The organism is Pontivivens ytuae (assembly GCF_015679265.1).
GTDB lineage: Bacteria > Pseudomonadota > Alphaproteobacteria > Rhodobacterales > Rhodobacteraceae > Pontivivens > Pontivivens ytuae.
The window spans coordinates 1929683-1943237 of the sequence record NZ_CP064942.1 but is presented as its reverse complement, the minus strand read 5'-3'; the positions used below and the strand labels follow the sequence as shown (position 1 = coordinate 1943237).

Here is a 13555-nt window from a genome sequence, read left to right as displayed (position 1 = left end):
CTAAAGCTCCAGCGCTCCGTAGTCGGCGACCACGTCGGCCGGGATCCCGGCCGACCGCAGGTCCTCCAGCGCCTGCTCCGCCGACGCATCCCGCCGCGCCACCGTCCCCCGCAGGATGACGCGCTGCACGCGGCCCGGACGCCGCTTCATCGCGGCCGCATAGACCTCCGCATCATGCTGGCCCGTATCGCCGATCAGCACGAAGCCCAGCTCCGGGTTCGCCGCCATGATCCGGTCGATCGCCGCCCCCTTGTGGCTGCCATGGGTGCCCGTCACGAACTGCGTCTCGGACAGGCCGTAATCGCGCAGGAAGACCGGCCCGGCCACTAGCCCAGCTCGCTGGAACAGCACCTCGTCGAGGAAGCCGTGCAGGTTCCACGGGCTCGACGAGACGTAGAAGACCGGGTTGCGCCCGTCATGCAGCCGCTCCATCAGCGCCACCGCATCCGGAAAGACCTCCCGCGTCGCGGCATTCCCGGTCAGCGAGGTCCAGAGGTTGCGGGCGCCGTTCCACGCCCCCGTCCGCATCATCGTGTCGTCGATGTCGGAGATCACGCCGAACGCCGCCTCCGCCGACGGGATCAGCACCGGCGCCCCGACCGTCACATCCACCGCGTCGGGCAGGCTCACGGAGACATGCTGCCAACCGGGCGGAGCGTTGCCCCGCGGCAGCTCCAGCGTCACGTAGCCTTCCTCGTCGCTCCGAACGCTCCGGCCCTGGGCCACGACCTCCACGCCCGCGACCTCGTCGGTCAGGAACAGTGCGAGCATCTGCCGGAAATTGGTGAAGGTCGATTGCTGCTCCCGCGGCGTCCCGCGGCGCAGGCCCGTCAGCACCCGCCCCCGCACCACCAGCGTCTCGGGCTTCGCATAGCCGCGATAGGCCTCGAAGAGCGGCGGGCGGCTGCGACGCAGCAGCACGCGCTCGAACAGCTTTTCGACGCGCAGGGCAACACGGTGGATCGAACGCAGGATGGGCATCGCGGACCTCCTGCGCGCCACATAGCCCGGCACGCGCCGCGATCAGCCCTCGATCAACGCCGTCAGCGTCTGCACCTGCCGGTCGAGCAGCGCCGCGTCGCCCCGCGTCTCCACGTTCAGGCGCAACAGCGGCTCCGTATTCGAGCGCCGCAGGTTGAAGCGCCAGTCGGCGAATTCGAGGCTGACCCCATCGGTATCGTCGCGCCGCGCCGCCTCCGGCGCGAAACGGTCGAGCACGCGGGCCGTCGCCGCATCCGCATCCTCGACCCGGAAGTTGATCTCACCCGACGACGGAAATGCCGCACGCCGCGACGCCACCAGATCGGCCAGCGAGCGGCCGGTGGCCGAGACATGGGCAATCACCAGCAGCGCCGGGATCATCCCGCTGTCGCAATACATGAAGTCGCGGAAGTAGTGATGCGCCGACATCTCGCCGCCATAGACCGCGTCCGCCTCGCGCATTGCGGCCTTCAGGAAGGCATGCCCCGTCCGCGCCTGCACAGGCTCCCCGCCGAGCTCCTTCACGAGGTCGATCGTGTTCCACGTCACCCGCGGGTCATGCACGATCTTCGCCCCCGGATGATCGGCGAGGAAGGCGGCAGCGAGCAGCCCCACCATATACTCGCCCGGAATGAACCGCCCCTCGTGATCGAAGAAGAAGCAGCGGTCGAAATCCCCGTCCCAGGCAAGGCCCAGATCGCACCCTTCCCGTACGACCGCATCGCCCGTGACCGGCTGGTTCTCCGGCAGCAGGGGGTTGGGTATCCCGTTCGGGAAAGTCGGATCGGGCGCATGGTGCATCCGCACGAACTCCGCAGGAGCCCCCGCACGGCCCAGCACCTCGGCAATCGCGTCAAAGGTCGGGCCGGCCGCGCCGTTTCCGGCGTTCACCAGCACCCGCAGCGGCCGCAGCGCCGCGGGATCGACGAAGCTCACTACCCGCTCCACGTAAGCGGGTCGGGCGTCGACCGGCGTGGCGACCACATCCGCGGCGGGCGGTTCATCAAGCGCCCCCTCCGCTGCAACCCGCACGGCGTCGAGCTCCTCCGGCGACAGCGGCCGCGCCCCGGTCTTCACCAGCTTCACCCCGTTATAGTCGATTGGGTTGTGGGAGGCGGTGACGCACAGCCCGCCATCCACGCCCAGATGATCGGTGGCGAAATAGACCTCCTCAGTCCCGCAAAGTCCGAGGTCCATCACCTCGCACCCCTCGGCGATCAGGCCGCGAGCGAGTGCCGCGCACAGCTCCTCCGACGAGGCGCGCACGTCCCGGCCGACCACCACGCGCTTCGCACCCCGCGCCCGCGCGAACCCCCGCCCCACGGCCTCCACGATCCGCGCATCGAGCGTGTCGCCCAGCCGTCCGCGGATGTCATAAGCCTTGAAGCAGGTCAGGGTCGTCATCACGCTGGTCCATATGTTGGGGATCTATACGTCCCGCGAGGGCAGCATGTTTGCCTGCGGAGGACAAGAGCATCACACCTTTGGTAGCCACCGCCGGCCGCCCGCTTGACCACGCCAAGGCGGCATGATCAGTCTCTGCGTCACGATACGAGGAGACACACGGCTTCATGGGCATCGATCTACAGTTCGGGCGCGCATTGATCGAGAATTCGGATCTGCTCACCGGCCGGACACGGGGTCTGATGCTCGGCCGCCAGTCGCTCGCGATCCGTGAGGGGCGCCCGTCCCGATTGCTCCGCTATGCACTTCGGGCAAAGCGGCTGCCGACCAGCGTCGCCGCGATGCGCCGGCCCGATGGCTACGCCGACGGATTTCTTGAGGCAATCGGCGCGCCCCCGATGCGGGTGATGGACTACTCCGACTTCGAGGGGGCGGACATCACCCACGACCTGAACGACCCGGTGCCTGAGAAGCTGCGCGGCGCGTTCGACTTCATCCTCGACGGCGGCACCATCGAGCACGTCTTCAACACCCCTCAAGCGCTCGACAACGTGTTCCACATGCTGGCCGAGGGCGGGCTCTTCATCTCGATCAACGGGATGACCGGCTGGCCGGGGCACGGTTTCTATCAGTTCAGTCCAGAGCTCGTCTGGCGCTACTGGAAGGACGCGCGCGGCTGCACCGTTCATCGCTGCGCCGCGATACCGGTCGGCCCCGGCCTGCCGATGCGCGAGGTCACCGACACGGGCAAGGGCGGCAGCCGTTTCCGCGGTCGCGGGATGGCGGGGCGGTGGTATCTCTACTACGCCGTGAGCCGCACGGCCGACGCCGTATCGGTCGAACGCATCACCAACACGTCCCAGGGCGACTACGCGCACCGCTGGACCCGTCACGAAGGAGCCAAGGCGTGAGCGATCTTTCACACGGCCCGAACCTCACCGACCTCGCCGACCAGTACGGCTCCGACAAGGGTTCGCGAAAGCACCGCTATACCGAGCTCTACCACATGCTCTTCTCGCCCTTCCGCGGGCAGGAGATCACGTTTCTCGAAATGGGCCTGCTCATCGGCGGGCCCGAACATGGCAAGCCGGCCAGCCGCGAGACGACGGACCTTCCCTCCATCCGCATGTGGCTCGACTACTTCCCGAAGGCACAGATCGTCGGCCTCGATATCTCCGACTTCTCGTGGTTCGAGCATGAGCGGTTCCGCTTTGTGCAATGCGACATGGACGAGCGGGTCAACATCGCCGCGGCAGCACAGCAGATCGGCGCGCCCGACATCATCGTGGACGATGCGTCCCACGCCTCCCACCACCAGCAGAACGCCTTTCTCGAACTGTTCCCGCGTCTGCCATCCGGCGGCCTCTACATTATCGAGGATCTGCGCTGGCAGCCCGCGCCCTATGAGAAGCCGGGGATCACCAAGACCGCAGCCCTGTTCCAGAGCTGGCTGCACAAACGGACGTTCGAGCATTCCGATCCGGCCGTTGCCGATGCCTTCAACGCTCTGATACCGGACATCTCCGGCTGTTTCGTCTTCCAGGCACGATATCAGAAGGCCCGGCGCGACCAGGTGGCGGTCATTCACAAGCGCTGAGCACTAGAGCTCGGCCAGCACCCTCCGCCCCTGTGCCTCGATCGACGCAGCACGGGCGTGGAAGGAATGCTCCCGCCGCACCACCTCGGCAAAGGCGCGACGCTCCGCCCGCCGCTCCGGCCCCTCCGCCAGCGCCGCCTTCGCCCCTTCCCGAAAGCTCGCCTCGTCGTCGAAGGTGTAGATCCACTCCGCCAGGTCAGCGGGCAGGCCGCGCACCTTGTCCGACAGCAGCGGCGCGCCGCAGGCCAGCACGTCGAATACACGGTTCGAGATCAGACCGTTCAGTCGCATGTCGCGCCAGTGGTCGTTCAGAACCACCCCTGCCGCGGAGTAGTAAGCTCCCAGCTCCTCGTTCGGGATGAAGCTGCCCCGTGCGAAGCGCGAAAAGTTGGGATGCTCCTCCCAGCCGTTGCCCCAGAGCGCCACCTCGTAGCCGCAGCGCTCCGCCATCGCGAGTGCCGGCCGCCCGCCCCGCCGGTTGATGCCCACGAACAGCATGCTGCCATCGACCGGCACGTCGCGCGGCCGCATGATCTGGGGATCCGTCGCCTGAAAGAGGTGGGAGATACGGCCACGGCCCAGCGCGATCCGCAATCGCCGCAGACCACCGCCCGCCGCCGTGAAGACGTGGTGATAGGCCTTCATTTCCTCAAGCTGGACATTGCCGGGGTGCGAGATCATCCACATCAGCGCCGCACGGCCCGGGATCGGCTCGAACCCGCCGAAGCCGCGCAGCACCAGATCGACGCCGCCGGGTGTCCGATCCGCATACCACTGGTCCCGCGCATCGATCTCGACCGAATGACCGCGGGCCTTCAGCGCCTCGCCGAGGGAGCGCGCAAAGAAGAAATCGCCCCATCGCTGCGCCCTGGCCATGTTGGTCGGCGCAATCTTGAGGCGGATGGATAGCGGTTCATCAGCCATCCACCGCGCCTTCGGCGACGGCGCCGATATATGCCGCACTGTCGGCATAGTCGAAGAGATCGTAGAACCGTTCCGGCCCAAACGATGCGATATGCAGCTCCATGAACTCGGCCATCAGGTCGTCATATGCCGCGTCGAGCGTCCGGCTCTCCGGATCGAGCCCGGTGATGGAGACGATGCCGGTCGGCGCCGCATCGTAGACCGCGATCTCCAGGTCCGGCCGGTGCCGCAGCAGGATCACGAGCACCTTCCACACATCGCCGGTCCACGCGCGGCCGCGGACATTGGCTCTGTCCCGCTCGGTCATGTTCGCATTGAACGGACAGCAATCATGCAGCGTCACCGTCGCACCCGGCGCCGCGCGCTTCTCGGTGTTCATGAAGTCGCGCAGCAGGAATTCGAAGTGATGCATCCCGTCGAGAAAGGCGAAGTCCACCTTCCGCCCCATCCCCTCCAGAAACTCGGTCTCGAAGAAATCGTCGGACGGCATCTGGAACAGGTGCCCCTGCCGACCCGGAAAGGTCGCGAACCGCTTCAATACGAAGGTCGGATCAACCGCGATGAAATCACCTTGCGCCAGCGCCAACGAGTTGCCCGTGCGCGACCCGACCTCAAGGTAGAGGTCGGGTTTCAGCGTCAGATGCATGGCTTTCAACAGCCTGAAATAGTCAGGCCCAGCAGCGCGGCGAAAAGTCTGTTCGGACATGATCAGGCGTTCGTCTGTATCGGCATCTGGGAGGCTTGGTACTGCCTCCGCGCACGGTTGGAAATGACCGGCCATCGGAAAAACCGGTTGTCGGTCAACTGACCTTCAAAGAGATACGGTTTTACATTCATGAGCCAGCTCAGGAAGGCAAGGCCGAGCTGGTCCCGCTCCGAATGCAGCAGGAACTCCTCGTACCATCGAAGGGCAAATGCAGCGGCCCGCGCGTCGGCGCGCGGTCGCACAAGGAACGTACCGGCATAAAGCCCCACATCGGCTGGCATTCCCGCCGAACGATATACCGCCACCTGCTCGTCCAGACGCTTCTTGTTCACAGGCTTTTTGCGCCGGACGACCCGCGCTTCCTCATACACACAGGTCCGCTCCGGATGCGCGAAAAGGCCGAGAAAGGCACCGCCACCACGCTCCTGCATATCCGCGACGATCTCATGCGGATTCGCCGACAGCTTCGCGCGGTTGTCGAGGTAGATGGTCCAGTCGTAGTCATCGAGCGCCAAATGCGGCGCGAGCTTGTAGCGACGCGACAACCGCCCCGGCGGCAGGCCGTTCGCCTCCACCCGCACTGATCGCACGCCGTCGGGCACCTCCAGATCCGCCGCATCCGTGAATACGATGCGCTCGACATCTGGATGTACGGGGCCAAGGCACCCCGGATTGAAGGGCTCATGCGCACCGAAATAGCAGCTATAAACGGCAATCGACGGCAGCTTCGGGCCCTCCTGAGTAAAACTGGAGCCTCCACGCCGCTCCGACTGCTCCTCGATACACGCCTGGCAGCCCGATCGAAAGCACCAGGAAACCGGTCCCCGACCGCATCAGCCGTCGCCCAGCTCCTCCAGAGCCTCAGCCACATAGACCGCGTCCTTGAGATCCGGATCGGTTATCGCTTCATACAGCGTCGCGTAGTCGGACAGGCTGCGCAGATGCGCGATCCGGGTCTTGTGCCAGGCGACGGCCTCGTCATGCAGCCGTCCCAGCACCGGGTCGCCCTTCAGCTTCGCAAGCTCCGGCGCCACACAGCGGCGCATGAACTCCGCCGCCCGCGTATCGGTCTCCGTTGCGTAGTTGCGGAACCGCCAGTAATCGAGGCCCTGATCCTGATCGACATGATTGATGCGACCCCGCTCCCGCTTCACCAGAAAGCTCTCGGCCGAGCGGAGCATATAGTGGTTGAGCGTCACCATATCGTAGCCGATGGACGCCTTGCGCGAGAACCAGGTCGAGTTGCCCATGGATTTCTCCGGCATCCTGCGGCCGGAGCCGTTGACCCAGCGCAGCTCCGCATCCGGATCGAGGTCGAGCGGCCGGTGCACGCCGATCTTGTTCGACGGCGCCGACGGTCGGGTCATCGACTTGAACCCCCAGCCGAGCCGCGGGCGGGGCAGGTACTGCGGCGCGCAGCGCACGAATTGCTCCGTGACGGGCCGATCCTCGTAAGCGGCGATCCCGTGGTTGCCAAAGAGCCGCCAGGTCATGGAGACGATGTCCGGGTGGTTCATCGCGGCGATCAGACCCTGAAGCGTGTTGTCGCCGACATGGACATTCACGAACTCGTCGCAGTCCACGACGAGATACCAGTCACTCTCCTGAACCACCGGCTGCGTCCATGCATCGTTGAGCGCACCACGTTGCGGCTTCTGTCCGCTCGCGCGATTGAACGGGTTTTCGAGATGCGTGACGAGACCCAGCTCGGCAAGCCGATCCAAAATCTGCGGCGTCGGGTCGGTGCAGTCGTTGGAGTAGACGAGAAAATGGCGGACACCGGCAACGAGGTGCCAGGCGATCCACTCCAGTATGAACGGCGCCTCGTTCCGCATCGCAGTGACGACCACGATATTGTCGGAGGGCAGAGGACTGGCAACGGGTGCAAGAGGAGGATAGCGCGGCTGCGTCCGGGCCAGAAGGCTGGCGAAAGCTCGGTCATCCGCCTCACCGAGCCAGATCGGATCACCTGACGGCGCGCGGCCCGCAGGCTGCGGCTCGGGCTCCGGCTCCTCCTCAACCGTCTGCTGCTCCTCGGGAACAACCGGGGCTTGCACGGGACGCTCGCGTGGCATCTCCGGGAACCGCAGGTCGGATCCCTTCGGCAGCAACCGGTCCGCATCGGCCTCCTCGGGCGGCAGCGGAACCGGATCGCTCAGCTCTCCCGGCAATGGCTCGGTGCCGTCCCAAGCATCGACCCAGTCGAGCACGTCCTGCGGCAGCGCCTGCGGCCCCGCATCGAAGACCCGATTGCCGAAATGCGGTGTCAGACGCGACAGCTTTTCCATCAGCGGGGCCGTGATCGCCGCATAGAGGGCGGCCATATCGGTCCGGCCATGCAACTCCGCGATCTTCGCCTTGTGCGCCGCGACGCAGGCCTCGTGCTGCGCCGCGATCTCCGGATCGGACAGCAGGCGATCGTACTCCGCCCGCGTCGCAGGCAGCCGGGCGTCAATCGCGCGATCCTCGACGAGGTTGTGGTTCATGCGCAGCCAGTACGCGAGGCCCTGGTCCTGATCGATGTGATTGACGCGCCCCCGCTCCCGTTTGACGAGGTAGCTCTCCGCGTCCCGCACGGCGTAGTGGTTGAGGCTCGCCAGCGCATAGCCCGCCTGATCCCGCAACGCGCGCCACCCGCTCTTGAAGTAGTCGGGCGGCATCCGCGCGCCGGAGCCGGAGATCCAGACGAGGCTCTCGCTGCGCTCCTCCGCGATGTTGCGGGGGCGATGCACCGAGAACTTGCCCCACGCGCCATCATTGCGGAACAGCGTCTTGAAGCCCCACGCCTGAAACGGCTTCTTGCAGTTCTCAGGGGCGGCCCGGCGCATGCGCTCCGTCACGAAGCCATCCTCAAAGCAGCGCTGCCCGTCATTGCCGAAGAGACGCCAGAGGACCGACACCATATCCGCGTCGGGCCGCGCGGCCCGCAGATCCGCCAGAAGCCCCTCGCCGACATGGATCGTAAGGTACTCGTCCACGTCCATCGGCATGATCCAGTCGATGTCCTGCATCACCGGCAGCGTCTGCGCGTGCCAGAGCGCCGCGCGCTGCGGGTCGCCCGCCTTGTTGTCCGTCGAGTTGCGCCACGGATTGTCGTAGCGCGCGGTGATGATCCCTTTCTCGGCCAGCAGATCGAGCATTTCGACCGTGCCGTCGGTGCAATCGTTCGTATAGACGATGAAGTCCGTCACGCCGATGGCGCGATGGTGCGCCACCCATTCGAGGATGAACGGACCTTCGTTCTTCATGCACGTGATGATGGTCGTGCGTGGCTCCTCGGCCTCCACAGCAGGGGCGGCTTCCGCAACGCTCACCGGCGCCACGGGTTTCAGCGGAGCATCGGCGGGCTCCCACCGATCGTCCTTGGGATGCAGGCGCACACCCCGCGGCAGCCGGTCGCGCGGGTTCACATCCATTTTCCGCAACGCTTCACCTAGCGGGCACCAGTAGCGCGGCAGCCCGGCGAGGCCGGCGTTCACCGCCCGCAGCGTCTCAGCGCGGAAGAGGGGCAGGGCCACGCTCTGATCTGTCGTCAGCTCTGCGATCTTGCGCCGACGCTCCAGCAGCTTGCTCCGCTCCGCATAGGGTAGGGGATGGAACGTCTCTGCCGGTCGCGTTCGCGCGATTGCCCCGCTGTCTTGAAGGACCCGCGTCAGCGCGGTGGCACCGAACATCCCCCAAGGCAACTGCCCCGCTGGCACGGCATCCCCCTCCGCAGCCGCCGCCTCCAGAACGGTTCGCAACTCGTCGGGAGCCCAGGGCGGGATCGGGGTCGGATCCGCCGCAGCACGGCGCAAGGTCTCCAACTCCGCACTGTCTGCCGCTAGAGCAACCACGTCGACGCCCACGTGATCAGGGCCTTCCCACCCAAAGAGGTACCCGTCGGCATCAGGCTCCAGCGGATGAAGCAGCAGCTCGGTTGGCGTCATGAACACGGCGCCTGGAAAGGCTGACAGCAGCTCCCAACGCATGCGGCTCGCAACAACGCTCCGGTTCGCGCGCGCAGTCCCGCTCCAGTCCACGACGCGGTTCGCGTCGGCAAGCGTCACGCCCTCGGGCACCTCCGGCACCGGGAAGTGGGCCCACAACGTCACCCGATGCCCCGCACGAACAGCCGAGACGAGGCTCGCCCACGCGATGTAGTCGAGCGGTCCCCCCGTCCAGTAGCTGACGATCGGAGCGGTCATGCGTTCAGGTCGTCTCGTCCACAGCATCCGCGGCAGCGCCATAGTCGAACTTGCCGTGGCTGGTGATCGGCGCCGCCATCGGATCGATCCCATGTTGCCTCAGCTTCTGATCGAGCCAGCACCGCTCCGGCACGCCACCGGCATAGCGCTTCGCCGCGATGCGCTTGATCCGGCCCCAGATATGCACGGTCAAAGTCTCGGGCGTGACCTGCCGCTCGACCAGCATCGGCCGCTTGAAGAATTGCGTGCGATCCGCGAAGTGAACGGGGTAGAGGACCGGCCGCGCGGCGGCGTGCTCGACCTCCCCGGTTTCCTTCACCGCCCAAGTGATTGCGACCGGCCCCCAGACACCCCAGACCATCTCCCCGGCATGAACGGGTTTGCCCGCAGCCGCGGCGGCTTCGAGCTCCTTGCGCGCCTCACCGCCATAGAACGGCGGGATACGATAGGGATCGGAGGTCAGATCGAGCAGCAGCGCCAGTGCCTCACTCTCCGGCGGCAGGGCCAGCACCGCGCCGTTCAGCCGCCCCTTGTCATTCTCGTAGCCGAACAGATGCGGTCCGGTCGGCAGCGGACGGACGCAGTAGATATCCGTGTCGACCCAGATCGTGCCGGGCGCCTGCACCATGAGGTGAAACCGGAAAATGTCGGAGAACAGCGCGACCGAGCCCGACCGCTCATGGGTATGGACCTCCGGATCGGGCATGATCTCATTGCCGTCCCGCACCTCGACCCCCGCCGGAACACCGCCGACCTCGCCATAGGTGTAAAGCACGGTGGGATGCCCGATCTCGACGAAGGATGTCAGGCAAAGCTGTTCGAGCCACGTGAGCGAGCCGCCGATCCAGAGGGCGGCAACGCGAGGCAGATCAGACATAGTCCAGGGTTCCTTTCTTCGCGTCATCCGTTGTGACGCGCCTGCCGGGGCATTTCAATCGCTACACTTGGCCCTTTCGAACATGCAAAGGCCATGGCCCATCCTGCCCGCTACAGTCTAGGATCGCGCAACGACCGAAGCGACGGACCAGCGACATGACATCGACGACGGCACGCGGCCCCCTCGTCATCTCCACCATGAAGAACGAGGCGCCCTACATCCTCGAATGGGTCGCCTATCACCGCGTCATCGGCTTCACGGATTTCCTGATCTACACCAACGATTGCGAGGATGGCACGACCGAGCTGCTCGACCGCCTGACTGAGCTTGGCATCGTGCAGCATGAGCGCAACAAGGTGCTGCGCCGCGGGCCGCACAAAAGCGCGCTTAAGTATGCACAGTCGCATCCGCTGACCCTGTCGGCCGAGTGGATCCTGATCTCCGACGTGGACGAATTTCTCGACATCCGCGTGGGCGACGGTAGCGTCGGCGCTCTGATCGACAGCATGTCGGACGACACTGACGCGATTTCCATCACGTGGCGCCTCTTCTCGCATGACGGCCAAGTAGCCTTTGTCGATCGGCCGGTGATAGCGCAATTCACTGACGCGGAGCGTGATCTGGAGGATGGCGGCTTTCCCGACCGCTTCGTGAAGACCCTGTTCCGGGCCTCGGACCGTATCGAGCGGTTCGGCCTGCACCGGCCCATCGTCACAGCAGACGAGGTGGACGACTTCGTCAGCCGCCATCCCGACGGGACGATCTTCGACGGGGATGCACGCGATGCGAAGGCCAAGACCCACTTCGCCTACACCGCTGCCCAGATGAACCACTACGCCGTCCGATCCGTCGATAGCTACCTCGTCAAACGGGACCGCGGTCGGGCCAACCATACCAAGCAGATCCTGGGCGCCGATTACTGGCAAAAGATGTGCCGCGGCGGCCAGCGCGATACCTCCATCCAGCGACACCTCCCCGCCATCGAGGCCGAGATCACGGCCCTGCGCGCGGACGATGAGGTCGCCCGCCTGCACGACGCCGCCGTCGAGTGGCACAGATCGAAGATCGAGGAGCTCGAACAGCACCCCGAATTCGCCGCGCTCAAGCGCGAAATCCTCGCCCTGTCCGAGGGCGGCGACCATTTGCGGACGCGAGATACCGCCCCAATGACCATCAGAACGGCAACCGTGGCCGCGGACGGACCCGCGGACCCGCCGCAGCGCACGCATCCCGATCCAGCCAAGCGCCTCCGGCGCCTCGCCGCTGAAATGCGCAGTCTGATCGACCACGTCCAGCCCTCCGAAGCCGCCCAGGCCGCCCACGCCAACCTCGACGTCATCGAGCGCGGCCTTTTCGGCAAGACCAGTCGCTAGGCCGCGACGGACCACCCCGATGCTTGCCACCGACTTCGCGGAGACGAACAAGGTCCGGGTCACGGACTGCTTCCGCTACCAGTACGCGATCTCCGACGGCCCCCTGAACCTGCCGGGCTTCGCGCAGAAATCTTTTGCGGGTCGCGCGATCACCCACTGCCCGGACCTCGGTGTCGCGGAGTTGATGGATACCCAAGGCCGTCCGGTCGCCCTCTGCATCGGAACCGCAATCGACGCAAAGGGCGAGGTCGTGCGACCCGGCCACATCATGGCCGGAGTAGACCAGCCAGACTGGCACGCCATCGAGCGGTTCGTCAGCGGCCTCGCCGGGCGCTACGTAGTTCTCGCCCGGAACGGAATCGGCCTGCGGCTCTTCGGCGATGTGACGATGTCCATGCCCTGCGTCTACGATCCGGTGGACGGCATCGTGGCATCCTCCCTCCTAATGTGCCTGCGCCGGCCAATCGAAGAAAGCGACATTCAGGACTACCGCCGCGCAATCGCGGGGGAGGAACGTTTCTGCTTCGGCAACACGCGCGACCGACATGTCCGAAGCCTGCCCTGCAACCACTGGCTCGAGCTTGGCACCTGGCAGCAGGGCCGCTTCTGGCCCCGGGCCGGCGATCTCGAAGAACTTCCGGAGACCGAGGTCGAGGACGCCATCGAGCAGATCGGCGATCGGCTCGGAACGACCTTCGGCGCTTTGGTCCGCCATGCGCCCAGCGCCGTCCCGCTGACGGGCGGCAACGATTCCCGCGTTCTGGTGGCCTGCGGAAAACCGCACCTGCAACACGTCAAAGAGTTCTATACCCACGTGCAGAACCGCGTTGGCCGCATGGATAGCGAGTCGGCAGAGTACGTCGCCAAGACGCTCGGCCTCACCCACAACAAGCACATGAAGTCCGATCTCGCGCCGCTTCGGCCCCGCGCTATCCGGAGGAGAGAAAGCTGGGCCCACGCCGCGACCGGCTACACCGTTCCAGCCATCGGTGAGCTGACCTCCGGTTTGCTCAGCCTTCCGCCCGAAGGTGCGCAGATCCTGCGCGGCAACGTCATCGAACTGATGCGCGCCTCGAACTGGAAACGCGGCGACCGATCATCCAAACACGATCCGGTCTTCGGGTTGCGCCGATGCCTCTTCGTGGGTGGCACCAACTTTACCGATACCTTCGTGGACCGATGGCTGGACAGCTACGTGTGCTGGCGCGACGGACTGCCGGAAGATGCGCAGTCAAACCCCTTCGACCTGTCCTTCGTCGAGCATCACCTGCCGAACTTCGGGCGTCTGTGCCTGTCGTTCACCGACAACTTCTATCTCAGCCCATTCAACGATCGGCTTCTGGTTGGCCTCGCCGCTCGGCTGCCCATCAGTTTCCGCCACGCGAACACAGCGAACCGGAGACTGATCCGGCTCAAGGCGCCCGAAATCGCCGACGTTCCCTACGCGCGCGAGCTCATGGCCAAGTGACACACGACCGGAGCGCGAGCCGGGCCGCCTCTATTCCC

At 65.8% G+C, this 13555-nt stretch carries 11 protein-coding genes; 4 read left to right on the top strand and 7 right to left on the bottom strand.

Annotation, left to right across the window (positions count from 1 at the left end; all coding sequences use genetic code 11):
- Positions 1–981 carry an App1 family protein gene (locus I0K15_RS09520; RefSeq protein WP_196105202.1) on the bottom strand — a complete coding sequence of 327 codons (981 nt, stop codon included), beginning with the start codon at positions 979–981 and terminating at the stop codon, positions 1–3.
- 42 nt (positions 982–1023) lie between these two features.
- Positions 1024–2385 carry a phosphohexomutase domain-containing protein gene (locus I0K15_RS09515; protein WP_196105201.1) on the bottom strand — a complete coding sequence of 454 codons (1362 nt, stop codon included), beginning with the start codon at positions 2383–2385 and terminating at the stop codon, positions 1024–1026.
- A gap of 167 nt (positions 2386–2552) precedes the next feature.
- Between I0K15_RS09515 and I0K15_RS09510 the strand changes: the two genes are divergently transcribed.
- Positions 2553–3296 (top strand): class I SAM-dependent methyltransferase, encoded by a 744-nt coding sequence (locus I0K15_RS09510; RefSeq protein ID WP_196105200.1) that lies wholly within the window; start codon positions 2553–2555, stop codon positions 3294–3296.
- Entirely contained in the window at positions 3293–3982 is a 690-nt protein-coding gene (locus tag I0K15_RS09505; protein ID WP_196105199.1) for a hypothetical protein, read from the top strand. The genes I0K15_RS09510 and I0K15_RS09505 overlap by 4 nt, the downstream gene beginning before the upstream one ends.
- Positions 3983–3985: 3 nt before the next feature.
- On the opposite strand, the gene I0K15_RS09500 is transcribed toward I0K15_RS09505, so the two are convergent.
- The 5 genes from I0K15_RS09500 to I0K15_RS09480 all read right to left on the bottom strand — a co-directional run bounded on the left by I0K15_RS09500 (position 3986) and on the right by I0K15_RS09480 (position 10676).
- Entirely contained in the window at positions 3986–4906 is a 921-nt protein-coding gene (locus I0K15_RS09500) for a CgeB family protein (RefSeq protein WP_196105198.1), read from the bottom strand.
- The gene (locus I0K15_RS09495) at positions 4899–5552 is read right to left on the bottom strand and encodes a class I SAM-dependent methyltransferase (protein ID WP_338420769.1); all 654 of its coding nucleotides are present in this window, start codon (positions 5550–5552) and stop codon (positions 4899–4901) included. The genes I0K15_RS09500 and I0K15_RS09495 overlap by 8 nt, the downstream gene beginning before the upstream one ends.
- Positions 5553–5614: 62 nt before the next feature.
- The gene (locus I0K15_RS09490) at positions 5615–6214 is read right to left on the bottom strand and encodes a glycosyltransferase domain-containing protein (RefSeq protein WP_196105196.1); all 600 of its coding nucleotides are present in this window, start codon (positions 6212–6214) and stop codon (positions 5615–5617) included.
- Positions 6215–6445: 231 nt separating this feature from the next.
- Positions 6446–9799, bottom strand: a complete 3354-nt coding sequence (locus tag I0K15_RS09485; protein ID WP_196105195.1) for a glycosyltransferase family 2 protein — start codon at positions 9797–9799, stop codon at positions 6446–6448.
- A gap of 4 nt (positions 9800–9803) precedes the next feature.
- Positions 9804–10676 carry a hypothetical protein gene (locus I0K15_RS09480; protein WP_196105194.1) on the bottom strand — a complete coding sequence of 291 codons (873 nt, stop codon included), beginning with the start codon at positions 10674–10676 and terminating at the stop codon, positions 9804–9806.
- A gap of 155 nt (positions 10677–10831) precedes the next feature.
- On the opposite strand from I0K15_RS09480, the gene I0K15_RS09475 reads away from it, so the two are divergent.
- Both I0K15_RS09475 and I0K15_RS09470 read left to right on the top strand, forming a co-directional pair.
- Positions 10832–12049, top strand: a complete 1218-nt coding sequence (locus tag I0K15_RS09475) for a glycosyltransferase family 2 protein (RefSeq protein WP_196105193.1) — start codon at positions 10832–10834, stop codon at positions 12047–12049.
- A 19-nt stretch (positions 12050–12068) separates the two neighbouring features.
- Positions 12069–13517 carry a hypothetical protein gene (locus I0K15_RS09470; protein ID WP_196105192.1) on the top strand — a complete coding sequence of 483 codons (1449 nt, stop codon included), beginning with the start codon at positions 12069–12071 and terminating at the stop codon, positions 13515–13517.
- Positions 13518–13555: the final 38 nt, after the last annotated feature.

What these genes read in the sequence shown, in the direction of transcription:
- I0K15_RS09475 (WP_196105193.1), top strand. Translation starts at nt 10,832, where the DNA reads ATGACATCGACGACGGCACGCGGCCCCCTCGTCATCTCCACCATGAAG.
- I0K15_RS09520 (WP_196105202.1), bottom strand. Translation starts at nt 981, where the DNA reads ATGCCCATCCTGCGTTCGATCCACCGTGTTGCCCTGCGCGTCGAAAAG.
- I0K15_RS09515 (WP_196105201.1), bottom strand. Translation starts at nt 2,385, where the DNA reads ATGACGACCCTGACCTGCTTCAAGGCTTATGACATCCGCGGACGGCTG.
- I0K15_RS09485 (WP_196105195.1), bottom strand. Translation starts at nt 9,799, where the DNA reads ATGACCGCTCCGATCGTCAGCTACTGGACGGGGGGACCGCTCGACTAC.
- I0K15_RS09510 (WP_196105200.1), top strand. Translation starts at nt 2,553, where the DNA reads ATGGGCATCGATCTACAGTTCGGGCGCGCATTGATCGAGAATTCGGAT.
- I0K15_RS09500 (WP_196105198.1), bottom strand. Translation starts at nt 4,906, where the DNA reads ATGGCTGATGAACCGCTATCCATCCGCCTCAAGATTGCGCCGACCAAC.
- I0K15_RS09495 (WP_338420769.1), bottom strand. Translation starts at nt 5,552, where the DNA reads ATGCATCTGACGCTGAAACCCGACCTCTACCTTGAGGTCGGGTCGCGC.
- I0K15_RS09470 (WP_196105192.1), top strand. Translation starts at nt 12,069, where the DNA reads ATGCTTGCCACCGACTTCGCGGAGACGAACAAGGTCCGGGTCACGGAC.
- I0K15_RS09480 (WP_196105194.1), bottom strand. Translation starts at nt 10,676, where the DNA reads ATGTCTGATCTGCCTCGCGTTGCCGCCCTCTGGATCGGCGGCTCGCTC.